Below are 26964 nucleotides of genomic sequence, written 5' to 3'. Positions count from 1 at the left end.
CGATCCGGTAAACACGCGTCTGGTTCGCAGTTTCAACGTTTTCCCCTCGTCCGGACCCACCCGGGGTCCATCACCCTGTGTGTTTCACTCATACCCATGTCGAACCTGGTTCAGACACCCCACTGAGCGATAACTTCCCGCAATCGTACAGCTATGCTTGCCGCCGGACCCGGTTCGATCATCTGGTTGTGTTCACAATCGACTTCGGTGACTCGAATGTCGCCTTGCACAAACCTTCGCCATTCGGCCACGTCGTGTCCGTTCTCCGTAGATCTTCCGGCTACGAAGAAGTCGATGGCTCCAAGGTGGACAGGCGGTTGGTGCCGATTCGTCAATTCGACGGAGTGGGAGTAACCGCGACTGATCCGCGCTAGATGCTCCGCTTCGATTCCGATTCCGGCGCCCAGGGTCTGCTCCAGCAATTCCGCCGCTTCTTCGAAGGTTTCGACGGGCTTGGATCCCGCCGGCATCGCGAGCCCGGCCAGTAGTTCGGAGACCGAGAGTTCTGCGGGCTGATCGGAATCCGACGACGGATAGCTGTCGAGGATCGACAACGTCACGTCACGTCCGCTCCGAGTGAGACTGTGCGCCACGGCGTGTGCGATGACGCCGCCGAGCGACCAGCCGGCCAGATGGATCGGGCCGGTCGGTACCACGGCTGCAATGCGATTCGCGTAGTCGTCGGCGAGTTCGGTCAGCGAGTCGAAGCTGGGTCCGCCGCTCAGGGACGGTAGCTGAAGACCGTATACGGGTTGATCCAGCTCGAGGTGCTTGACGAATTCTGCATAACCCCAGGACAATCCGATACCCGGATGGACGAAGAACAGTGGTGCTCGATCGGATCCGGCGCGCAGCGTGATCATCGGGGCGAGCAGATCCGAAGAATCGTCCGGCGAGTGTGCGTCCATTCCGTCAGCCGCCCGGGCGACACCGGCCGGTGTCGGATCCAGGAAAAGCGATTGCAACGGCACTCGCATCCCGAGGCGCTTCTCGAGTTCGATGGTTATTCGAGTGGCGACGATCGACGTTCCTCCCAGTTCGAAGAAGTCGTCGTCGACGCCGATGTGCTCGTGACCGAGCACGGTCTCGAAGATGTCGACGACCGTTCGTTCGGTGTCGTTGGTCGGCGGCGCGTACGGGACTGTACGACGCTCGAAGCTCGGCGTCGGCAGTGCTTTACGGTCCAGCTTGCCGACCGGTGTCACCGGAATTCGGTCGACGACGACAATCGCGCCGGGAACCATGTGCGCGGGCAGGCGAGAAGACAGGTGGCGGCGAAGCTCCCACTCGTCGACGGTCTGTCCTTCCACAGGCTGGATGTAGGAGGCGATCATCGTCTCCCCCGACGGCGCTTCGTGCCCAAGTGTTGCGGCGAAGTAGACGGATGGGTGTGCCATCAGGACTGAGTCGATTTCGCCCAGCTCGATGCGGAATCCGCGGACCTTGATCTGGAAGTCGCTGCGGCCGAGGTATTCGAGTGTGCTGTCGGAGCGCCAGCGCACCAGGTCGCCTGTGCGGTACATCCGCTGGCCGGGTTCGCCGAACGGATCGGCGACAAATCGGTCGGCGGTGAGGTCGGGACGATTGTGGTACCCGCGGGCGAGTCCGGGGCCGGTCACGTACAGTTCCCCGATGACTCCCACTGGCACGGGCTTGAGGTGCCCGTCGAGGACCAGGCCGGCAAAGCCGATGGCCGGTCGGCCGATGTTGATGTCCTTGCCCGGCCGCATGGGTTCACTGACGCTGGCCTGGATGGTGGATTCGGTAGGTCCGTATCCGTTGAACATGCGGCGGTCTCGGCCCCAGATGTCTACGAGTTCGGGTGGGCAGGCTTCGCCACCGACTGCGAGCACGCGGAGTTCTGGCAGCGCGGAGCTTTCGATGGAGCTGAGCGCGGTCGGCGTGATGAACGCGTGTGAGACGTGTTCGTCGGCAAAGATTTCGGCCAACTCGGATCCGCCGAAGACCGTGGGTGGGATGACGACCAGGCAGGCTCCGCTGCCGAACGCCATCATGAGTTCGAAGACCGAGGCGTCGAAGCTCGGTGATGCCAAGTGAGAGATACGCGAATAGGGCTGGACGTTGAATCTCTGATGTTCCTCGGCGTTGAGGTTGGACAAACCGAGGTGGGTGACGATGACGCCCTTGGGCTTCCCGGTTGAACCCGAGGTGTAGATCAGGTACGCGGGATGCCCGTGATGCAAGGGGATCGTGCGGTCGAGGTCGGTGATCGCGGCGGCGCTCTGGCCGTCGATCTCGTCGACGGTCTGCGTTTCATCGAGGACCATCCACTCGACCGTGTCGGGAAGTTGACTGCGGTGAGCGTCGTCGGTGATGCCGAGTACGGCCCGCGAATCGTCGAGCATGTGGTTGATGCGATCGTCTGGATAGTTCGGGTCGACCGGCAAGAATGCTGCTCCGGTTTTCGTAACCGCCCAGATGGCGACGATCTCCGCCGTGGACCGCGGCAGACCCAGCGCCACAAAATCTTCGGGTCCGACACCGCGCTGGCACAACGCTCGAGCCAGCTTCGTCGATTCCTCGTCGAGCTCGCGGTAGGTCATCGACCCCTCGCGACTCGAGAGAGCTGGAGCATCCGGGTTCGAGGCGACTGCCTCGGCGAGGATCTCCGGCCACACCTGCACGCGAGTCGCTGCTGCACCGGATGCCGGCACCAGGGCTGCTGTTTCGTCGGCGGCGAGGATGCCGATGTCGGCGATACGTGTTGCGGGTTCGCGTCCGACAGTGTCGAGGATCAGACGCAGGCGGTCGGCAAAGCGCCGAATGGTGGCGGGTTCGAAGAGATCGGTTGCGAAGTCGAAGGCAGCGGACATCCCGGCCGGGGCGCCGGACTCGTCGAACTTCTCGTCGACGATCAGTTCGAGATCTTCCTTCGCGTATTCGGTTTCCACGGTGAGGCCTTCGATATCGAGGCCGGGCAAGTGGAAATGCGCTGGTTCGTTGTTCTGAAGTTCGAGGGCGACCTGGAACAACGGTGAGTACGACGTGGATCTGGTCGGATTGATGACGTCGACGAGCCGTTCGAATGGCAGATCCGAGTTCTGGAATGCGGCCAGATCGATTTCCCGGATGTGTTCCACCAGTTCGGCAAACGTGATGTCGGGGTCGACGCCGGTGCGCAGGACCAGCGTGTTGACGAACATTCCGACGAGATGGTCGAGCGCTGCCTGACCGCGGCCGGCGATCGGTGTGCCGATGGTGACCTCTTCGGCGCCGGACAGCTTCGACATCAGCACGGCCAGTGCGCCGTGCAGAGCCATGAACATCGTCACTCCGTTTGCCCTGGTGAGGTCCGCGAGGGCGCGGTGGGTGTTGGCGTCGATGTCGAAGGTGAATCGGTCGCCGTGGAAGGTCTGTTGCACGGGCCGCGGGTGGTCGGTGGGCAGTGCGATGACGTCGTCGAGGCCGGCGAGTTGCTCACTCCAGTAGCGCAATTGGCGACTGATGACGGATTCCGGATCGTCTTCCGATCCGAGGACGCGGTGCTGCCACAACGTGAAGTCCGCGTACTGCACTTCGAGTGGCGCCCAGGTGGGTTCGGTTCCTGCCGTGCGCGCCAGGTAGGCCGTCATCACGTCGCGTGCGAGCGGCGCCATCGACGAACCGTCGGCGCAGATGTGATGGACCACGACAAACAGAATGTGAACGGGTTCATCGGTGTCGAGCCGGAAGAGCGCGACGCGCAGCGGCAGGTCCACCGACACGTCGAAGCCGGTCGTGGCGAGTCGTTGCATGCGCTCTGCCAGTTCGTGCTCCCCCAACGTCATTTCACGAACCGGCGGTACGGCCTCGTCGGCGGTGAGCACTTTCTGAATCGGATCGCCGCCGACGGCGGGGAACACCGTCCGCAGGGTTTCGTGCCGCTCGACGACGTCGGCGATCGCCTGTTGCATGGCGGTGACGTCGAGGTCACCGGTGAGGCGAACAGCTAGTGGGATGTTGTACGCGGCTGAGCGTGTGTCGAACTGGTTCAGGAACCACATGCGCTGCTGCGCCAACGAGAGCGGGACGTTACCGTCGCGCTCCATGGGAGTGAGCGGCACAGTGCCGACGGCAGTGACAGCGTCGGCAAGCCGTTCGGCGAGCTGAGCTGTCGTCGGTGCCTCGAACAGCACGCGCACCCCGACGTCGATGTTCAGTGCGGAGTTGAGCCGCGAGACCACGCGAGTGGCGATCAGCGAGTTGCCGCCGAGTTCGAAGAAGTTGTCGTCGACGCCTACCTGCGCGACGCCGAGTACATCGATGAAGGCGTCGGCGATCCGACGCTCGAGGCTGGTGCCGGGAGCCCGGAATTCCACGCCGGTTCCGGTGAACTCCGGGGTCGGCAACGCTTTTCGATCGAGCTTGCCGACCGCGGTTCGCGGTAGCTCGTCGACGATCATGATGCTGGCCGGAACCATGTGCGAGGGAACACGTCCGGCGAGGTGCGCGGTGATCTCTGCGCCGGTCAGCGTCGACCCTTCCTCGACGGTGAGGTAAGACGCGAGAACGGTTGCGCCGGCCGGTCCGTCGACGCCGAGTGTCACGCAGTTCGTGACACTTGCCATTGCGGTGATCTGGGCGTCCACCTCACCGAGTTCGATACGGAATCCGCGAATCTTGACCTGGAAGTCGCTGCGCCCGACGTACTCGATGGTGTGATCGCTTCGCCAGGAGGCGATGTCACCGGTGCGGTACATCCGGTCGCCTGGCTTGCCGAAGGGGTCGGCGACAAATCGCTCGCTGGTCAAGCCGGGACGCCGGTGGTAGCCGCGAGCCAGTCCGATGCCGGCGATGTACAGCTCACCGGGAGCTCCGACGGGCACCGGTTGCAGCCGCGAATCGAGGATCATTTCGTGCACACCGCGGATCGGGCCACCGATCGTGATGGGTGCACCCACTGTCATGGGTTCGCTGATGTCTGCCATGACGGTTGTCTCGGTGGGGCCGTAGGCATTGACGAATTCCCGCCCGGGTGCCCACAGACCGACGAGGTGCGGTGGCAGAGCCTCTCCCCCGACGACGACGTGCCGGAATTCGTCCAGGCCGGCCGGATCGACGGTGGCGAGTGCCGCCGTGGTGACGAACGCGTGAGTGACGTGTTCGCGGCGGATCAGACTTGCCAGTTCGGCGCCGCCGTAGATGTCGGTCGGGACGATCACCATGGTTGCTCCGACACCGAATGCCTGCAGGTACTCGAAGATGGCTCCGTCGAAGCTGGGGGTGGCGAAGTGCAGGGTCCGAGAGTGGTGATCGGCGTGGAATCGACGTTGCTGATCGAGCGCGAAGCTGTCGAGTCCGGTGTGGGTGACGACAACTCCCTTGGGTCGGCCGGTGGATCCCGAGGTGTAGACCACGTAGGCGGCGTTGTCCATGACCACCGGTGCAAGCCGTTCGTCCTGGGCGATCGGCAGCGTGCAGCTTGTGGCGACGTCGTCGTCGAATGCTTCCTCTCCGAGCACCAACCAGGACACGATGGGTGGCAATGTGTCGATGGCGTCGACGACGGTCAACCCGAACAACACCTCGGAGTCGCTGAGCATGTGTTCGATTCGGTCGGCCGGATAGGTGGGGTCGACGGGGACGAACGCTGCGCCGGTCTTGGCCACTGCCCACACCGCGAGTACTGATTCGACGGATCTTTCGATGCCGATGGCCACCGACGTCTCGGGCCCGGCGCCGCGGCGGATCATGGCTCTGGCCAACTGGTTCGAGCGTCGGTCCAGTTCGATGTAGGTCATGGAACGGCTGCCGGCCGAGAGCGCGATGCGGTCGGGATATGTGGCGGAGACGTCGGCGAGTATTTCCGGGAGCGTACGAGCGGAGCGACCCGGGGATCCGAAGACCGGCGCAAGATCACGGCTCTCGAACTCCGTGAGAACCTGCAGGCGGGCCAGCGGCTGATCCGGCGCCGACGCCAGCTGCTCGAGGACGATGCCCACGCGCTCGGTGATCTTCGCGACTTCGCGGGCGGAGAAGTGCGTCGGCAAGTATTCCATCTTCAGGTTCAGCGTGTCACTTTCCGACGCGACAACGGCAATCGGATAGTGCGCCGAGTCGCGTCCGTCGATGCCGAGGACGTGCATTCCCGCGATGTCGGTTTCGGCGGTCAGGGCTGCCTCGTCGACGGGATACGACTCGAATACCGTCAGGGTGTCGAATGAACCGGCGGCGCCCACTGCTCCCGCGATGTCCGACAGTCCGATGTGGTGGTGGTCGAGTAGTGACGCTTGCTCGGATTGGACGCGAATGGCCAGTTCCGCGAGGGTTTCTCGGGCGTCGAGGCGGATTCGCACGGGCACTGTGTTGATGAACAAGCCGACAATCGATTCCACACCGGGCACCTGTGGTGGGCGTCCGGAAACGGTTCCACCGAATACGACGTCGTCGCGGCCGAGGAGTTCGGCGAGCACGATTCCCCAGGCCACTTGGACCAGGGTTGCCATGGTCAATCCGCGGCTTCGCGCGAACGCCCGAAGGGTCTCGGCTCGTGCGGTCGGCAGCGAGTACGAGTGAATGTCACTGGCAACGGTTTCGGCGGCGGTGCTCGCTTGCGAGAGTTGGGTGGATGAGTCCACTCCTCGTAGCGCTTCCTGCCAGGCTCGCAGAGAAGAGTCGGGGTGCTGCTTCGAGATCCAGGTGAGGTAGTCGCGATACGACTGAACCCTGGGCAGAATCTCGGGGTCGCCGTCGGTTGCGTAGAGAGTGAGCAGGTCTCGAAGTAACAGAGGGGTTGACCAGCCGTCGAGCAGGATGTGGTGGTTCGTCACGACGAAGCGTGCTGTGTCCGGTCCGAATCGTACGAGCATGAACCGGATCAGGGGTGCTGTTTCCATGTCGAAACGCTGAGCGCGATCACGCTCGAGCAGCTGAGCGAACGCGACTTCACTGTCCTCGGTCCCGGACAGGTCGATCTCGGCCCAGCCGATCTCGACACCGGAACGGATTACCTGCAGCGCCCGCCCTCCCGGCGCGGAGACAAATCCCGCGCGCAAGCTCGGATGACGATCAACCAAGGCCTGCGCGGCGCGACGCAGGCGCGGTGCCTCCACTCGACCCCCGAGCTCGAGGGTCAGTTGCACCATGTATGGATCGATTTCCGTTTCGTCGAACTGGGCGTGGAAGAGCATGCCCGACTGCAGCGGTGACAGTGACCAGATATCGGTCAGGTCGGGGAACCTACGCTCGAGCTGTTCGATGCTTTGCTGATCCGCGGTGACGAGATCGAGATCGGTGGGCGTGAGCTCGCGCTCGGAGTGTTCGTCCACGTATTCACTCAACGAGCCGAGTGCTCGGGACCAGAGTTCCGCCAGTTCCGTGACTTCGTCCTCGCTGAGGATGCCGCGGGGGAAGGACCACGTAGCGCGCAGAATCGGACCGTGCGCGGTGTCGGTGGTGACGGCATTGATGTCGAGCACCGACGCGGCGGCAAGATCTCCGCTGTGCGCTTCGTCGAGCGTCACTTCCGAGATCGGCAGCCACGGCACCTCGCCGTGCTCGGGGTCCGAGCCGGCAAAACGTCCGAGGTAGTTGAACGAGATCTCAGGTGTGGGCAACTCCTGTAGTTCTTCGTTCCGGTCGAGGTACTTGAGCATCCCGAACCCGATGCCGTTGTCCGGCAGACCGAGCAGCGTTTCCTTGACGACTTTCACAGCGGAGGCCGCGGTTGATCCCCCGGACAGTGCATCGACGACATTGAGTCCGGTGAGATCGATCCGGACGGGGAACAAGGTGGTGAACCAACCGACTGTGCGCGAGAGGTCTGCGCCAGGCGCTGCGTTCTCCTCGCGCCCGTGTCCCTCGAGATTGACGAGCACTTCCCCGCTGCGCTGTCCGCGCGATCGACGCCAGGCGGTGACGGCAATCGCGAGAGCAGCAAGCAGCCCGTCGTTCACCGAGCCTCCGAAATGTCGTGGCACCGCCGAGATGATGTTCTCGGTCACCGAGGTCGGTACGTCGACGCTGACGCGGTCGACGGTGGCTCCGACGTCGACCGCGGGGTCTAGCCCGCGCGTTCCGAGCATTGGTTCGTCGGTCCGCATCCTCGACCACAGGTCGATCTCGTCGCGTCGATCTGCGGCGGTCTCGGCGAGCGCTGTCGCCCAGCGACGTATCGACGTTCCGCCGGGCGGAAGAATCGGTGTTTCGCCGTCGAACGCCGACGCATATGCCGTGACCAGGCCGGGGACCAGCATTCGCCAGGACACACCGTCGACCGCGAGGTGATGAAGTACCAGGAGCAACCGTCCCGCCTCAGGCCGGTTGCCGTTCGCGCTGACCGGATCCAACCAGACTGCGCTGATCATCTTGCCGTGCTCGGGATCGAGTCGGCTGGATGCGTCCTGCATCGCGGCTTCTGCCGCGCGCAGGAATTCTTCGCCGCCGGTGGACACGATGGGGGTTCGGTGCAAGATGTCGGAGGCTGCGACGGTGCCGGGTTCGCTGATCTCGAGTTGGTGAGTCGCGGCCTCCAGACGTGCCCGCAGTACGTCGTGGCGGTCGAGGATCGTTTGTAGTGCGCGCTCCAGCGCGGGGCCGGACACATCCGCGGGCAGTGCGATCAGCGCGCTCTGACTGTAACTGCGGATCGCGCTCAGGTCGCCGCGACTACGTTCGACGAGCCACTCCATGATCGGTGTGAGCGGTAGCGGGCCGGCTCCCCCGCCGGGTAGCTCGGTGAGAACCGTTGCCGTTTCCGATGATTCGATGAGGAGGACCTTGGTGAGGCCGGCCACGGTCTTCGCTTCGAAGACGTCCCGCGGAGTGAAGATGAGGCCTGCGGACTTCGCCCGTGAGACGAGTTGGATCGACATGATCGAATCGCCGCCGAGGCCGAAGAAGGAATCGTCCACTCCGATACCGCCCCGCCCCAGAACCTCTCCGAAGAGGTCCGCGAGGACCGCTTCGGTGGCGGTGGCTGGTGCCCGCGTCGCCTCGGTTGTTCCCGTCACGGTGAAGTCCGGAGCCGGGAGGCTGCGTCGGTCGAGCTTTCCGTTGACCGTCAGTGGAAGCGATTCGAGGACGACGATCGCGGTGGGCACCATGTACTCCGCGAGTTCGGCGGCGACGAAGTCGGTCACCGTCGCTGAATCGACGGTACTGCCTGTTTCGGCGACCACGTACCCGACGATCCGCGGTGACGCTCCCTCTGTGCGAACAAGTGCTACCGAGGCAGCGACGCCGGGGCAGCGGAGCATTGCGGCTTCGATCTCTCCGAGTTCGATGCGGAAACCACGCACCTTCACCTGGAAATCACTGCGGCCCACGTACTCCAACTGCCCCGCGTCGTTCCACCTCGCCAGGTCCCCGCTCCGATACATTCGATCCCCCGAACTACCGAATGGACCGGGAAGGAACCGCACCGAAGTCAATGCGGGTTTCCCGAGGTATCCCCGAGTCACCTGGTCACCGGCGACGTACATTTCGCCGACAACACCTGGTGGCACCAAGTTCAGTCGCCGATCGAGTACGTAGACGGACAATCCTGGTACTGCTCGCCCGATGATGCTCGCCGACGCGTGCTCGCTGTCGTTGCGGTCGAGCGCGATTCGACTGACGTGCACTGTCGTCTCGGTGATCCCGTACATGTTGACCAGCGTCGGCGCCGTGTCGGCCCGCCGGTCGTACCACTTGCGCAATTGCCCGAGATCGAGCGCTTCTCCACCGAAGACGACGTAGCGCAGTGCAAGGTCGGGACCGGTGCCGTTCGGTGAGTACGCACGGTCGGCTTCGGCGAGTTGGTAGAAGGCGGTGGGTGTTTGGTTCAGCACCGTCACTCGCTCACGGCGGAGCAGTTCGTGGAACATGTCCGGCGATCTGGTCGTGTAGTAGTCGACGACGACCAACCGGCCACCGTGCAGCAGCGGCCCCCACAGCTCCCAGACGGAGAAGTCGAATGCGTACGAGTGGAACATCGTCCACACGTCCGTGTTGTCGAACCCGAATGTCGGGGAGGTGTTGTCCATCAGAGTCAGAACGTTTCGGTGGCTGACCTGGACACCTTTGGGGCGCCCTGTGGATCCGGAGGTGTAGATGATGTACGCGATCGCGTCGGGCAGAAGTGGTGTCGTCCGGTCCGCGTCGGTGATGCGATGTGGCGCGGAGTGATCGAGGCGTACCGCGATCTCCGGCGATCCGAGTTCGACGATGTCGATGCCGGATTCGATGATCTCCGAAGGTAGGTCGCTTCGGAAGTCTCCGGTCGTGACCAGGCATACCGGCCGCGCGTCGTCGAAGAGGAATCGCATGCGCTCGGCCGGGTAGGTGATGTCGACCGGCAGATATGCCGCCCCGGTTTTGATGACGGCGACGAGGGCGAGCACGAGATCGGTGGTTCTGGGCATCGCAACGGCAACCACGGATTCCGGACCGATACCGCGGCCGATCAGGAGCCGCGCCAGGCGGTTCGCGCGCCCGTCCAGTTCGGCGTACGTCATGGCGCCGTCGCTGTCGTTGACCGCGGTCGACGACGGATTTGCTGCAACAGCTTCGAAGAATCGGTCCGCGATGTTGTCGGCCGGAGCCGGTTCGGCGTGAGTGTTCCACTCGGTCAGCATCTGTCGACGCTCGCCGGCGCCCACGACGTCGATGTCACCGGTAGGAGTCGACGGCTCTCGGGAGACCGCCTCGAGGAGGGTGAGCAGCCTGCGTGAGAACGATTCGATCAATTTACCGTCGAACAGGTCTGTGGCGTAGATGAATTCGGCGTCGATTCCATCCGTTCCGCCATCCGCGTCGTAACGCTCGGTGACCGAGAGTTGCAGATCGAACTTGGCGACGGGTAGGTCGAACTCGACTCCCGAGACCGACAGCCCTGGCAGTTCGAGTTGCGGTAGCGCGTTGTTACGGAACTCGATGAGGATCTGGAACAACGGAGTGTGCGACGTCGAGCGTTCCGGGGCGAGTGCGTCGACCAACCTTTCGAAGGGCAAGTCGGTGTGTTGGAACGCGCCGAGGTCGCCTTCGCGAACCTGGGCGAGTACGTCCTCGAACGACGCGTCGGGCGTGATCTGTGTCCGCAGCACAAGAGTGTTGACGAACATTCCGACCAGGTGATCGAGTTCGGCCTCGCCGCGTCCGGCGACAGGTGTACCGATGGCGATGTCCTCGGTACCCGCCAGGCGTGCCGCAAGTACCGCCAGTGCTGCGTGCACGACCATGAACATGGTGCTGCCGTGCTCGCGGGCCAGATCGGTCAGCGCCCGATGGGTCTGCGGCGATACCGCGAACCGGTGAACAGAGCCGACCATGGACGGCTTTGCCGGACGTGGGAACGACGTCGGCAGGGCGATCGGCTCGCCCAGTCCCGCGAGTCGGTCCTTCCAGTAATCGAGCTGACGGGTCAGAGCCGAGTCCGGATCTTCCTCGGAGCCGAGCACTTCGTGCTGCCACACAGCGAAGTCGCCGTACTGCACGGCCAGTTCCGACCAGCTCGGCGCACTGCCGGCGCTGCGGGCCGCATATGCCGCTGCCACGTCCGCTGCCAGGGGGTTCATCGAGAACCCGTCGGCGACGATGTGGTGGACGACGATCACGAGTACGTGCCTGCGCTCGTCCCCGTCGACGCGCAGGACCGCGCAGCGGATCGGAACTTCGGCCGAGGCGTCGAAGCCTGCCGAGGCCAGCTCGAGGATTCGATCGGACACTCTGGCAGCAGTGACGATTTCCGGCTCCAGGATCGGCATGACCTCGTCGCTGGACATCACCTGCTGCACCGGCTGTCCGTCGATCGAGGGGAACTTCGTCCGCAAGCTCTCGTGGCGACCCAATACGTCCGCTACCGCGGCCTGCAATGCGGCGAAGTCCAGATCGCCGTCGAGGCGCACTGCCAGGGGAACGTTGTAGGCCGGCGAGGTCACGTCGAACTGGTTGAGGAACCACATCCGCTTCTGTGCCAATGACACGGGCAGTGGATCCGGGCGAGATCGCCGAGTCAACGGTGGTCTGGGGTTCTCGCCGCGGCCGACACTCTCCGCCAGACGAGACAGCTGCCGAACTGTCGGAGACTCGAACAATCCTCGAACGCCGATGTCGGTGCCGAGAAGTGCGTTGACGCGGGCGATGACGCGGGTCGCGGTCAGTGAGTTTCCGCCGATGTCGAAGAAGTGAGTGTCGATACCGATCGGGGACACTCCGAGCACGTCCTCGAAAACGCCCACCACCAGCCGTTCGAGCTCGGTCGCCGGTGCAGCGAGTGTTTCGGGATCGGTGTCGAAGCGAGGCGCCGGAAGAGCAGCCCGATCGACCTTGCCGACGCCGGTCAGTGGTAGCTCGTCGAGCACGACGACGCTCGCTGGCACCATGTGTGCCGGCAGTAGCTCCCGTGCCGCCGCCCGGATGTCCTCGGCGCTCACCGGGCGTTCGTCGTCGCAGACGACATATGCCGCCAAGGCCTGCTCGTCGGAGGGTCCGCGCACCGCCAATGTGACCGCGTACTCCACACCGGGCAGCTGACCCAACGCCGTGTCGACCTCGCCGAGTTCGATACGGAACCCGCGGATCTTGACCTGGAAGTCGCTGCGTCCGAGGTACTCGATGGTGCGGTCACTGCGCCAGCGCACCACGTCTCCGGTGCGGTACATCCGCTCCCCCGGCTCGCCGTACGGGTTGGCGACAAATCGTTCGCTCGTCAGCGGTGAACGCCCGTGATAGCCGCGCGCGAGTCCAACTCCGGCGACATACAGTTCGCCCGGAACTCCGACGGACACCGGTTGAAGTCTGCGATCGAGGACGACCTCGCTGAAGCCGCGGTTCGGCGGCCCGAGATAGACCTTCTCACCGGCTGGGATGGGGTCACTGAGGTTGCAGGAGATGGTGGTTTCGGTGGGTCCGTAGACGTTGACGAACGATCTTCCCGGCGCCCAGGTGCGCACCAGGTCCGCCGAGGGCGCCTCGCCACCGACCGTGATGGTGGTCAGTTCGTCGAGTCCCTCGGGATCCACCGACGTCAGCGCTGCGGGCGTGATGAACGCGTGCGTGACATGTCCCTCTCGGAGAACGTCGGCCAGTTCGGCCCCTCCGTAGACGGTGGTGGGAGCTACGACCAGTTCGCCGCCGACGGCGAAGGCGAGCAGATACTCGAGAACGGAGGCGTCGAAACTCGGCGAGGCGAAATGCAGTGCGCGTGAATTCTCCGTGAGACCGTAGCGATGACGCTGTTCGTCGGCGAAGTTCTCGAGACCGGTGTGCGTGACGACGACACCCTTGGGCCGGCCGGTCGAGCCCGATGTGTAGATGAGGTAGGCAGTGTTCTCCAGCCGCGGGGTTCCCCGGCGCTCGTCTTCGCGTAGCGGTGACGTGGACACTCCGGAGAGCCGAGTGGCGTTCTCCGGGTCGTCGAGTTCGAGCCACTTCGTTGCGCCACCGCCGGCCGGTGCGTGTGCAGCCGTGGTCATTCCGAGCGATGATGCCGAGTCCTCGAGCATGAACGAGATCCGGTCACTCGGGTAGCGAGGATCGATCGGCACGAAGGCGGCGCCGGTCTTGGTGATCGCCCAGACCGCTGCGACGGATTCGAAGGACCGTTCCACACAGATCGCCACCCGTGAGTCCGGGCCCGCGCCTTCCGAGATGAGCACGCGCGCCCACTGATTCGACGCCTCGTCCAGCTCTCGATAGGTCATCTTTCTGTCACCACAGGACAGTGCGACCCGTTCGGGGAATCTGCTCGCGGTGTCCGAAAAGATGCGATCGAGTGTCCTTACCGAGCGGCCTTGCCGGCCGCGCGCGGGAACCAATTGCTGCACTTGCGAATCCGGCATCAAACGCAGTTTCGCCAGCGGAAGATCCGGTTGTGCGGTGATCAGTTCGAGGGTGCGGAGCAGCCGGTCCGCGATCGCGTCGATGTCGTGATCGCCCAGGACTCCCGGGAAATACTCGAATTTGAGCCGCAGTCGCCCGTCTGCCGCAGAGGCAACGATCGCGAGTGGATAGTGCGCGGCATCCTCGGCGTCGTGGACGTCGAGAACGTGCATTCCGGCGATGTCGGTGCCCGAGGAGAGTCCACCGCGGTCAACGGGATACGACTCGAACACAGTCAGCGTGTCGAACGATGCAGCGGCCCCCACTGCCGAAGTGATGTGCGAAAGCCCCACATGATGGTGATCGGACAACCGCGCCTGTTCCGCTTGGACACGAACGCACAGCGCTGCCAGTGACTCTCGCGGGTCAAGGCGAACTCGGACGGGGACAGTGTTGATGAACAAACCCACCATCGACTCGACGCCGGACACCTGGGGTGGTCGGCCGGAGACGGTTCCACCGAAGACGACGTCGTCGCGGCCGAGGAGTTCGGCGAGCACGATTCCCCAAGCCACCTGGATCAAGGAGGCTGTCGTCAGGCCACGGGAGCGGACGAATCCACGCAGAAGTTCCGTCTCACGTTCTCCGAGGGCTGTGGTGGTCGAGCGTGAGGTCGCGCCGTCCTCGTCGACGGCGTGAGTTCCGGTCAGCAGCGTCGGGTCGTCGAGTCCGCGGAGTGCTTCGCCCCAGGCTTCGATCGACTCGCTGTCGTCGCGAGTGCTGATCCAGCTCAGATAGTCCCGGTAGGGGTGCACGCGTGGGATGGCACTGTGATCACTGTCGGTGGCGTAGAGCGTCAGTAGGTCACGGACCAGCAGCGGCATCGACCATCCGTCGAGGAGGATGTGGTGGTTGGTCAGGATCAACCGATACGCGTCGTCTCCGGTTCGCAGAAGCAGGAACCGCAGCAGGGGCGGCGTGGCCATGTCGAAGCCTCGCACCCGATCCGCATGGAGGAGCTCGCGTATCTCGGTTGCCTGTTCGGTGGGGGCCAACGGAGAGATGTCGATCTCGGTCCACGGCACGTCCACGTCGGCGCTGATCACCTGCACCGATCGCCCACCGGTGTCGGTCGTGAACGCCGCGCGCAGGTTCTCATGACGGTCGAGCAACGCCTGTGCGGCGCGGTGCAACCTGGACGCGTCGACGCCGTCGAGTTCGAGTGCGAGTTGGACGGTGTACGCGTCGACTGTGTGTTCGGCGTAGCGGGCGTGGAAGAGCAGTCCGGATTGCAGCGGTGAAAGGGACCAGACGTCGGTCAGTGTCGGGAACTCGCGCTCGAGGTGGTCGATGGACTCCTGGTCCAGTTCGATCAGGTCGATGTCCGACGGTGTGAGTCCCCCGCGTTCGCTGTGTTCGGCGTAGGTGGCCAGAGCGCGCAACGACTGCACCCAGAGTTCGGCGATGGCGCGAGCATCGCGCTCTGCCAGCACGCCGGTGGGATAGGCGATAGTGGCACCGATGTGCGGTGCACCCGAGATTTCGGTGGTGACGACATTGACGTCCAGGACCGAACCCACGGGCATCTCGGACCGAGCTGCCGCTTCCAGATCGACGTCACGGGCCAGTGCCCAATCCCCCAGCAACTCTCCTGCTTCGGTGCCGGAGAAACGACCGAGATAGTTGAAGGAGATCTGCGGTTGGCGGAGATCTTCCAGTTCCGCTCGGCCCACCTCGTCGAGATAACGCAGAACTCCGTACCCGATGCCACTGTCCGGAACTCCCAACAGTTCTTCCTTGACCCGCTTGAGAACCACCGCTGCCTCGGGGCCGCTGCTCATCACGTTCGCGATGTCGATGTCGGCGAGGTCGATTCGCATCGGGAAGACACTGGTGAACCAGCCGACGGTGTGCAGGACGTCCGCACCGGGCACCACGTGAGCCTCGCGTCCGTGACCTTCCATCGAGACGAGCACGTTGTCGGTTCGTATGCCCTGTGCCTGCCTCCACTGCGTCAGTGCCAGCGCGAGAGCAGCAACGAGACCGTCGTTGACGGATCCACCGAAGAGCGCGGGAAGCGTGGTCAGGACTGTGTCGGACAGTTCGACGGGCACGTCGGCGACAACTCGGCCGACCGAATCGAACGTGTCGAGCCGCGGGTCCAGCGGCCGGGTTCCGATCAGGGGGTCGTCACCTTCGAGGATCGAACGCCACCGCGGCAATTCGACTCTTCGATCGGGCGCGATGTCACGGAGCGCATGCGACCAACGACGAACCGACGTGCCCGAATACGACGGCTCCGGCTCCTCGCCGGCGTCGATCCGGTGGAAAGCGGACGCAAGTTCCGGTACGAGCACGCGCCAGGACACGCCGTCCACCGCGAGGTGGTGGATCACCAGGAGCAACCGGCCGGTGTTGCGTACGCCGGACAACCAGACGACCCGCACCATCTCGCCCCGGACGGGGTCGAGTTCTCGACGTGCATCACCCAGGGCGGCGACGATCGCCGCGTCGAACACGGCGGTGCCCGGCTCGGCCTCGACCTCGACTACCCGGCAGATGTCCTCGGCTGCAACAGATCCCGGATCGCCGACTATGAGCCCGCGCTCGCCGTCGAGTTCGAGGCGCGCGCGAAGGATGTCGTGACGATCGAGAACGACTTGAAGCGCTGCGGTCAACTGCTCCACACTGCGAAGCCCGTGCGGCGCATTGAGAAGGGTCGCTTGGGAGAACGAATCGAGCCCCTGGAGATCGGAGCCGAGCCGGTCGAGCCACCACTGTGCCACCGGCAACAACGGCACGTGGCCGACGCCGCCTCCGGGAAGTTCCTCGAGCACCTCGGGTTCGTCGTCCTTGGTCGATGCCAGCAAAACCGCAAGACCGGCGACCGATTTCACCTCGAAGACGTCACGCGGGGTGAACACGAGCCCGGCGTCGCGGGCACGGGCGACGAGCTGAATCGACATGATCGAATCGCCGCCCATCGAGAAGAACGAGTCGTCGACGCCCACCGATTCGACACCGAGGACATCGACGAACAAGGCGGCCAGCGTGCGCTCGGTATCGGACTCGGCAGCCCGCGAGCGTGCCTGGGTTGCTCGCAGGTCGGGAACCGGCAGGGCTCGGCGGTCGAGCTTTCCGTTGGCAGTCATCGGCAGTTCGTCGAGAACGACCACCGCCGCAGGAACCATGTACGGGGCCAGAGCCGAGCCCGCGAACGCGATGACGGCCTCGGGATCCACAGTCTGAGCATCGTTGGCGGGCACGACGTATCCGACGATTCGCGCGGCGCCTCCGTCACGTTCGAGCGTGGTCACCACGGAATGCGCGACCCCGGGATAGCGAGCCAGAACTGCTTCGATCTCGCCGAGTTCGATGCGGAACCCACGAATCTTGACCTGGAAATCACCTCGGCCCTGGTACTCGAGTTCGCCGTTCTTGTTCCACCTGGCGAGGTCGCCGGTGCGGTACATCCGTGTGCCCGCACTGCCCGCGGGATTGGGCACGAAACGTTCGGCGGTGGTGCCGGCGCGGTTGCGGTAACCGCGGGCGAGTCCGTCGCCACTGACGTACAGCTCCCCCGTCACTCCGACCGGGACGCGGTGCAGGCGATTGTCGAGGACCCACGCAGTGATGCCTGTCGACGGGCGACCGATCGTCACTCGATCGGCCGGGGACATCGGCTCGGTGATGCTGGCGACGACTGTCGATTCGGTCGGTCCGTAGGCATTGATCATGATCCGGTGATCACTGACCCAGGCGGCGACGAGATCGGGCGGGCAGACGTCGCCACCGGTTCCGATGCAAACCAGCTCGTTCAGTTCGCTCGGATCGACCGTGGCCAGAGCGGCCGGGGTGATGAAGGCGTGCGTGACGTGCTGATCGGCGATCAGGCTCGTCAGTTCGGTTCCGCCGATGATGCTCGGTGGAGCGATGACCATCGTGGCCCCGGCACCAACGGCCATCAGGAGTTCGAGAATCGAGGCGTCGAAGCTCGGTGAGCTGAAATGCAGCGTGCGCGAAGTCGATTCCACCCCGAATCGAGTACGTTCCTGTTCGGCGAGTGCCGAAAGCCCACGGTGAGTGACCATGACACCTTTGGGGACGCCGGTGGAACCGGAGGTGTAGATGACATAGGCGGGATTGTCCAGAGACACCGTTCCCGCCAGTTCCGAGGCCTCCAGCCGCTGATCTCCGAACTGTTCGAGGGTTGCCAGTGTCTCGGCCTGATCGAGCAGAACTGCGTCTGCCTCGTCGGGGACGACACCCACATGCTCGGCGGTGGTGAGGACGACGCCCGCTCCCGAGTCGTTGATCATGTGGTGCACGCGGTCGACGGGGTACGCCGGGTCGACGGGTACGAATGCGGCGCCGGTCCGAGCAACCGCCCAGATCGCGACCACGGATTCCAGTGAGCGTGGCAATGCCAGGGCGACAACGGATTCCGGACCTGCCCCGCGTCCGATCAACAGTCGTGCAAGCCGATTGGCCCGGCGGTCCAGATCGGAGTACGTCAGATGTCGGTCGCCGAAAATCAGTGCAGTTCTCTGCGGTTCGTCGACGTACTTCCGCTCGAGCAACATCGAGAAGTGAACCTGGCCGGGAAGTTCCGGTGCAGGCACGACGCTGATCGTGTCGGTGTCGACCACGAGATCGATGTCGCCGACCGGCGTGTGCGGTGATTCGGTCACCGCACCGAGGATCCGAACTAGATATCGAGCGAAGCCTTCGACCGTCGACTCGTCGAACAGGGCGCTCGCGTAGGTGAACCCGGCCTCGATTCCCGCCGGCCGGCCCTCCTCGTCGAATGTCTCGGCAAGCGTGAGTTGCAGATCGAAATTCGAAACGGCGGATTCGAGTTCGAGGACCTCGACCTCGAGGTCCGTCAGACGAACTGCTGGTCGACTGGTGTTCTTGAACTCCAGCATCACCTGGAACAACGGTGAATGCGAAGTCGACCGCTCCGGAGCCAGCGCATCGACGACGCGCTCGAAGGGGACGTCTGCGTGAGCGAAGGCGTCGAGGTCGGTGCTGCGAACTCTGGCCAACAGATCGGTGAAAGAGGCTGCGGGGTCGACATCGGCGCGCAGGACCAACGTTCCGACGAACATACCGACCATCGGATCCAGAAGGGCATTTCCGCGTCCGGCGATCGGTGAGCCGATCGTGATGTCTTCCATGCCGGACAATCTGGCCACGAGCACCGCGTACGCGGCGTGTATCGCCATGAACATACTGCTTCGGTGTTCGATCGCGGTTTCGCTCAGACGACGATGAATGCCGGCATCGATGTCGAATCGAACGACGCCGCCCGAGAGATCCTGTACACGCGGCCTCGGACGATCTGCGGGGAGCGCGAGAAGCTCGGGCACACTTGCCAGCTGACGTGTCCAGTACTCGAGCTGGCCGGCGAGGGTGCTCTCCGCTTCGTCTATCCGTCCGAGAGCCCTTTCCTGCCAGATCGCGAAGTCCGCGTACTGGACCGGGAGAGGAGACCAGTCGGGTGCCTCACCTCGATGCCGTGCCGAGTACGCGCTCATCACGTCGAACGCCAACGGTGCCATCGAGAATCCGTCGGCGCAGATGTGATGGACGACCACAGCCAGGACGTGCTCTTCTGCGTCGACCTCGATCAGTTCCGCCCTGATCGGTGGAGCCTGCGTCACGTCGAAGCCCCTCGAGGTGACGCGTTCGATCTCCCCGAGTACCGCTTCGGTGCTCGCGCCGACAATCGGTAGCGACCCCAACGCTTCACCGGGTTCCACGATTACCTGCGCCGGCACTCCCTCGATCATGGGAAACAGCGTGCGCAGCGATTCGTGGCGATCGAGCACATCGGTGATCGCGCCTTCCAAGGCCGCAACGTCCAACCGGCCTCTCAGCCTGATCGCTATGGCCACGTTGTACGCCGCGGAGGTGACGTCGAATTGATTGACGAACCACATGCGCTTCTGGGCCAGCGACAGCGGAATCGACTGCGGCCGCGGCAACGCCTCGAGCGGAAGAACGGCTGCTCCCCCTCGCGCCGTTGCGCACTCGACCGCCAACTGCGCAACGGTCGGCGCGTCGAACAACTCTCTGATCGACAGGTTCAACGAGAGTGAATCGTTTACGCGCGCCACGGCTCGGGCAGCGACGAGACTGTTTCCGCCGATCTCGAAGAAGTTGTCGTGAACACCGACTGCCCCGGATTCCAGAAGCTCCTCGAAGATCGCCGCCAACTGTGCTTCGAGCGGTGTTCTCGGCGCCAGATACGTCTGCGAACTGTCGAAGCTGGGCGCGGGCAGAGCTTTCCGATCGAGCTTGCCGGTCGAGCCGAGCGGAAACACGTCGAGGGCGATGACCACTGCGGGAACCATGTAGGCGGGAAGGAGACCTCTCAACTCGGCGCGCATGCCGTCCGTGTCGATCGAGGTGCCTGTCTCGGCGATGACGTAGCCGACCAAGCTGTCACCGACCACGTCGTCGTGATGGACGAGAGCAGCAGCTTGCGTGACACCGGGCAGCCTGAGCAACGCTGCTTCGACCTCGGCGAGCTCGATGCGCTGGCCGCGGATCTTGACCTGGAAATCGCGTCGACCGACGTAGTCGAGTAGCCCGTCGGCGCGCCACCGGACGACATCACCGGTTCGGTACATCCGGGTGCCAGCCGGGCCGTACGGATCGGCCACGAATCTGTCGGCGGTGAGATCGCTGCGCCCGAGGTATCCACGCGCCAGTTGCACTCCCGCCAGGTACAGCTCGCCGTGAACGCCGACCGGAACGGGATGCAGCCGCCCGTCGAGGACATAGAGCTGGGTGTTCCACACAGGCGCACCGATGGGAACGGTGACGGTCATGTCTGGGGTGAATTCGGCGGCGCTCACGTCGACGGCAGCCTCCGTGGGTCCGTACAGGTTGAACAATCCTGCAGAACTCAGACGGGTGAACGCCTCCGCGGTGGTGGGAGCGAGAGCTTCACCGCTGCAGAACACCTGACGCAGGCTTGCGCACTGCCCGGCAGTCGCGACCGCGACGAATTCCGCGAGCATCGACGGAACGAAGTGCGCCGTCGTGACGCCTTTTTCGGCCATCAACGCCGACAGGTACCCGGGATCACGGTGCCCCTCCGGTTCCGCGATCACCAACTGCGCACCAGTCTGCAGGGGCCAGAACAGTTCCCACACCGAGACGTCGAAGGTCACCGGAGTCTTGTGCAGCACCACGTCCGACGCGTGAAGTGGGTACGCGTCTTGCATCCACAGAAGGCGATTGACGATCGAACGGTGTGATACTGCAACGCCTTTCGGCCGACCGGTCGATCCGGACGTGAAGATCACGTATGCAGCATTGTCCGGGAGGAGGGGTCGGATCCGATCAGCGTCGGTGATCGGCACCGTCGTGGACACGGGACGATCGAGATCGACGTCGACGATCGGGACTCGCGCGGGAAGTGCGCCGTGGTCCTGGGGCCGGCTCAGCACACAGATCGGTGCGGCGATGTCGAAGACGTACGCGATACGTTCGGCCGGATGGTCGGGGTCCACCGGGACATACGCCGCGCCGGCACGGATCACGGCGTGGACCGCGACGAGTAGTTCGGGTGACCGGCGAATCGACACCGCGACGCGCATGTCCGGGCCGACACCGTGGGCGATGAGGGTTCTGGCAAGTTCACTGACCCTCGCGTCGAACTCCGCATACGTCAGTGTCCGCTCGCCGTAGATGAGCGCGGCCCCCTCGGGCGTCCGGGCTGCCTGCTCCGCCACCAGGTCGGAGAGGGTGGTGATCGGTACGGCGTGTTCGGTGGCATTCCAGCGCTCGAGGACCAGTTCCGCCTCGCCCACAGCTGTGAGATCGACGTCGCCGACGATTGATTCGGGGTCGGCCGCTACCGCGTCGAGGAGCATCGTGAAGCGATCAGCGAGGCCCGACATGGTGTCCGAGTCGAAAAGTTGGCTGGCATAGTTCAACTGGCCGTCGAGATGGTCGCCGCGGTCGGTGAGAATGACCTGAAGATCGAACTTCGCTGCACCCGTGGACAGTTCGTCAACAGTGACGTCGAGCTCGGGCAAGGTGACCTCGGCGGGAGCAGCGCCTTGCATCACCAACATGACCTGGAACAGCGGTGCCTGGCGCTCTGCGAGGGATTCGACGAGTACGTCGTACGGCACTTCGGTGTGCTGCAAGGCCGCCACGTCGACGTCCCGGACGCGGGTGAGAACTTCACCGAAGGTGAGTCCCCCGTCGAGAACCGTCCTCAGCACCACCGTGTTGACGAACATTCCGACGACGTCGTCGAGGGCGCGCTCGCTACGCCCGGCCACCGGGGTGCCGATCGTGATGTCGTTCGCTCCACATTCTCGACTGAGCAGGACGGCCAGCGCGGCGTGGATCACCATGAACACGCTGACGTCGCATCGCGCCGCGATCTCGCCGACCCGGCGGTACGTCGCGGAGTCGATCCGGAAATCGAGATCTCCACCGCGCAGCGAGACACCTGCAGGCCGCGGGTGATCCATCGGCAGTTCCGCGAGCTCACCGCGTTCGGCGAGCGTGTGCGACCAGAACCGCAACTGCTCGGCGAGAATCGAATCCGGGTCGGACGCTTCGCCGAGCGCTCCTCGTTGCCATTCGCTGAAATCGCCGTACTGCACTTCGAGCGGCAACCACGCCGGTACACGCCCGCTCGCCCTCGACGCGTAAGCGACCATCACGTCACGAGCCAGCGGCGCCATCGACAGGCCGTCCGCTGCAATGTGGTGAACGACGAGGACCAGCGTGTGCTCGCGTTCGTTCACCTCGAGCAGAGTGGCGCGGATCGGCACCGATTCGCTGACGTCGAATCCCGTTCGTGCCAGTTCGCTCGCCCGCGCTGCGGCCGCTGCGGCAGGCACCGTTTCCACCTCGAGATGATCGAACATCTCGTCCACACCGAGAACGTGCTGGACCGGACCACGGGCGCTCTCGGGGAAAACGGTCCGCAAGACCTCGTGCCGAACGATCACGTCCCGCAGTGCGGTGAACAGTGCGTCGACGTCGAGATCGCCGGTCATCGAAACCGCGATCGGAATGTTGTACGCCGGCGAACTCGGATCGAGTTGATTGGTCAGCCACATACGTTGCTGAGCCAGAGATACCGGTATCCGGTCAGGGCGATCGATACGCGTCAGTGCTGGGGCGCGCGTGTTCCGCGAGTCCGCGAGGTCTGCGCGAGCAGCCAGAGCGGAGACGGTCGGCGCCTCGAAGAGGTCGAGAACGCTCAGCGTCGTCCCGAGTGCTCCGTTGACCCTCGACACGACTCGGGTCGCGATCAGCGAGTCACCGCCGAGGTCGAAGAAACTGTCGTCTGCTCCTGCCCTGGTGATGCCGAGCAGATCGCAGAACACCGCAGAAATTCGCTTCTCGGTCGAGGTCTCGGGGGCACGGTATTCGGCCGTGCCGCCAGCCGAATCGATGTCCGGTAATGCTTTCCTGTCGATCTTTCCGGCGGGAGTCAGTGGAATGGAATCGAGTACGACGATCCGCGACGGAACCATGTGCGCTGCCAACGAGGATCCGGCGTGGGCGATCAATTCGGAGTTGTCGATGTGCGTGCCCTCAGCCGCCGTGACGTACGCCGCCAACAGTGTTTCCCCACTCGGGCCCGAAACTCCGGCGGTGACGGCCTGCGCGACGCTCGGATGGCGGCGCAGTACGTCGTCGATCTCGCCGAGTTCGACGCGGAAACCGCGGATCTTGATCTGGAAGTCGCTCCGTCCGAGGTACTCCAGCTCACCCGCGCCGTTCCACCGCGCGAGGTCGCCCGTGCGGTACATGCGCTCTCCCGCAACGCCGTTGGGGTCGGCGACGAATCGTTCGGCCGTGATCGTGGCTCGCGCGTGGTATCCACGCGCCAAACCGATACCGCTCACATAGAGTTCGCCGGCGACACCGATCGGCACCGGTTGAAGCCGCGAATCCAGGAGGACGGCCGCGGCGCCGCGCATCGGCTTTCCGATCGTGACGGGAACATCGCTGCTCAGCGGTCCGGTCAGGGTGGCGACGACGGTGGTTTCGGTCGGTCCGTACGCGTTGAACATCGAGCGTCCGTGTGACCACTGATCTACCAGCGCGGGCGAGCAGGCATCGCCGCCGGTCACGACCACTCGTAGATCCGGTAGGCCGGCGGGATCAACAGTTGCCAGCGCGGCCGGGGTGACGAAAGCGTGTGTCACCCGGCCGACGCGCATCACCTGGGCCAGTTCGTCGCCGCCGTACACGGTGGGCGGCGCTATCACCATCGTCGCCGCGCCGCCGAAGGCAAGGAGAAGTTCGAGTACCGAAGCGTCGAAGCTCGGCGACGAGAAATGCAGGGTGCGGTCGCCTGGTTCGACTCCGAACCTGATTCGTTCTTCGTCGGCGAAGCTGCTCAGCCCGCGGTGACTGACCACGACGCCTTTGGGGACGCCGGTAGATCCCGAGGTGTAGATCAGGTAAGCCGGGTCGTCGTAGCGAACGCGTGAGCGACGTTCGCCATCGTCGAGCGGTGCGTCCGAGCGGTACGCGTTCGGTTCGTCGGTGCTGAATTCGTCCAGAAGCAGCCAGTCCACCGAATCGGCGAGCCCGGCATGGTGCTCCCCCACGCTGATTCCGACAACAGCTCCCGAATCGGTGAGCATGTGCCGAATACGATCCTCGGGGTAGTGCGGATCGATCGGAAGGAAGGCGCCGCCGGTCTTGGCCACTGCCCACGTCGCGGTCACCGATTCGATCGACCTCGACAGTGCAAGGGCGACGTAGGTGCCTGGGCCGACTCCCCTGTTGATCAGTTCGCGGGCGAGTGTGTTCGACTCGGCGTCGAGTTCCCGGTAGCTCACCTCACGATCACCGAAAACGAGCGCCGGGGCATCGGGGTTCACAGCCGCGGCCCGGCGGAGGATATCGGGCAGGGTCAACGGCGCGGACGCGGTCGCTCCCCGTGCCGGCACCAGGGACTCACGCTCGAACTCGTCGAGAAGATCGAGATCTCCGACCGACGTTCGCGGGGCTGCCGCTGCGCCCGCAAGGATCCGCACCAGTCGCGAGAGGAAGGCTTGGACCGTGGATTCGGCGTAGTGCTGCGTGGAGTACGCCACCTCGAGGGCGCCGGTATCCGCGTGGACGTCTATCGCCACATCGAGGCCGGCAATCGTGGTCTCCTGCGAGCCGTCGTTGAGATGGACGTGCAACTCGGGCAGCTCGGGGATACCTGCCGCCGATCGAACCAACAACGTGTCGCGTTCTCGAGCAAGAAAACTCACGAACTCGTCGAACGGCGCCGCCGGATCGACCTCGCAGCGCAGCGGCGAAGTCCCCCATTCGGTCCTCGTTCCGATCAACACGTCACGGCGCTCGGTCGATCTCGACAACAATGCCGCAATGGCCGCGTGGACAACGGCAAAGAGTGAGACATCTTCCGTACGTGCAAGTTCGGCGACCGCGGGATCGAGCGGGAAGCTGAGCCGATTCGTAGTGGTCGGCTCCGATTCTGCGTCGATTCGCTCGAGCCCCAGCGCCGAACCCTCGTCGGAGTCCCCCAGATATCCAGCCCAGAACCTTTCGGTTTCCCTCCGCTGCGCACTGCGTGCCCCGGCCTCGGCGCTTGCCGGATGAATCCGGTTCATCGGCGTACCGGCCGGTGCTGCTGTCAGTTCTGCGACCAACTCGGTGAACGCCCGGTGGTGTTCAACCAGTTCGTCGTGACCGTAGCGATTGGGGTTGCCACGAAAGTCGATCAACGTCTGAGCTGGGTCGCCACTCTGGTACACGTTGACCAGGAGATCCTCGACGGGCCCCGACGTGACGATGTGAAACTCGCCGGTCAGTGATCCCAGTGTTATCTCCTGCCGGAAGAGCATCACATTCATCATCGGACCGGACAGTCGTGCATCGCCGACCGCCAAGCCCGCATCGCGCCTGATGTCTTCGAGACTGCATCGCTGATGACGAAGCGCGCCGAGGAGTTCGAGTTGGACCCGCCCGACCAGATCGTCCACGCTTTCGTCGGGGTCGACGTGGATGTGAAGGGGCGCGACGTTGACCAGCATTCCGCCGGAGCGTTGCAGCGGTGCCGTGGTCCTCGCCGAGACCGGCAGATTTATCAGAACGTCGTCGTAGCCGGTGTTGCGAGACAAATAGCACGCCAGTGCCGAAATCAGCACCGCCGCCGCAGTGGCACCGGAACGCGAATTCCACTCGTCCAAGGCAGCAAGGCTGTTCGCCGACATCGCGGCACTGACGAGTTCGCTACGCGCAGTCGGAGGTCCCTCACGCGTTGCCAACGTAGAACCGTGCTCGACGCCGGACACTCGCTGGGCCCAGTATTCGCGGTCGGCCTCGAACCGACTCGATTCGCGGTACTTCTGATCGAGTTCGGACAGCGTCGTGACGTCGAGCGCCTTGTTTACCGCAGGCTCCCGGCCCTCGACTGCTGCGGTGTAGATCGCGGCAATTCGATTCACTATCGTCATTCCGCTGTATCCGTCGAGAGCAACGTGGTGAATCCTGGTGTACCACAAGTAGTCTCGATCGTCAGTTTGGAGAATTGTCATCTCGACGAGACGATCACGCGTCAAGTCGAGCGTCGTCGCGTAATCGTTGTCCATCCACTCCGACGCAGCCTGCCGAGGGTTCTCACGCTCGCGGAAGTCGAAGTAGTCGATACCCGGATCGATCGTGAAGTCCACGATCTGGCACGGCTCACCATCGGGGTACATCAACCGCAGAAATGGCGACTCGAACTCGTGGGCGGCCTCCACTGCAGCGCGGCTGAGCAGTTGCATGTCCAGGTCGCCGTGGAACTCGATGTACTGCGCAATGAAATACGGCACCGTCGGGTGAAGTTGCTGCGCAAACCACATACTGCGCTGCACCGCTGACAGGGGAAACGCCCCTGCCGGCAGGCTTCGCGATCCGGTCAGCGGATCGATCCTCTTGTCGGTATCCATCACGACCACCCCCACACAGCGTTGTGACGATCAGCGCCGGGAACTGTGGCTCGGGGATTGAAGAGAAACATCGCACCGCCTCGATATCGAGTGGAAACCATGTGGCGATCCTGCGAGAGCGCAGCCGAAGGTCATCGACCTCGACGAAGGGTCGCTTCGAAGTCCGAACCTCCCCGAAGGTCCGAACTCAGGATCAGAATTTGTCGTCGTCAGGCGTCAGGCGCACCGCAGTGCTGCGGTGCTCAACGCAAGGCTAGAAACCGGTTGCCCACACCTG

Annotated in this window: 1 protein-coding gene; it reads right to left on the bottom strand. The window is 64.2% G+C overall.

Features of this window, described 5'->3' with window-relative positions:
- Positions 1–110: 110 nt before the first annotated feature.
- Positions 111–26687 (bottom strand): non-ribosomal peptide synthetase, encoded by a 26577-nt coding sequence (locus CPI83_RS14450; protein WP_097388188.1) that lies wholly within the window; start codon positions 26685–26687, stop codon positions 111–113.
- Positions 26688–26964: the final 277 nt, after the last annotated feature.

Source organism: Rhodococcus sp. H-CA8f, from assembly GCF_002501585.1.
Classification (GTDB): domain Bacteria; phylum Actinomycetota; class Actinomycetes; order Mycobacteriales; family Mycobacteriaceae; genus Rhodococcus_F; species Rhodococcus_F erythropolis.
The sequence above is the reverse complement of the archived record's forward strand: the minus strand, read 5'-3'. Positions and strand labels throughout refer to the sequence as shown.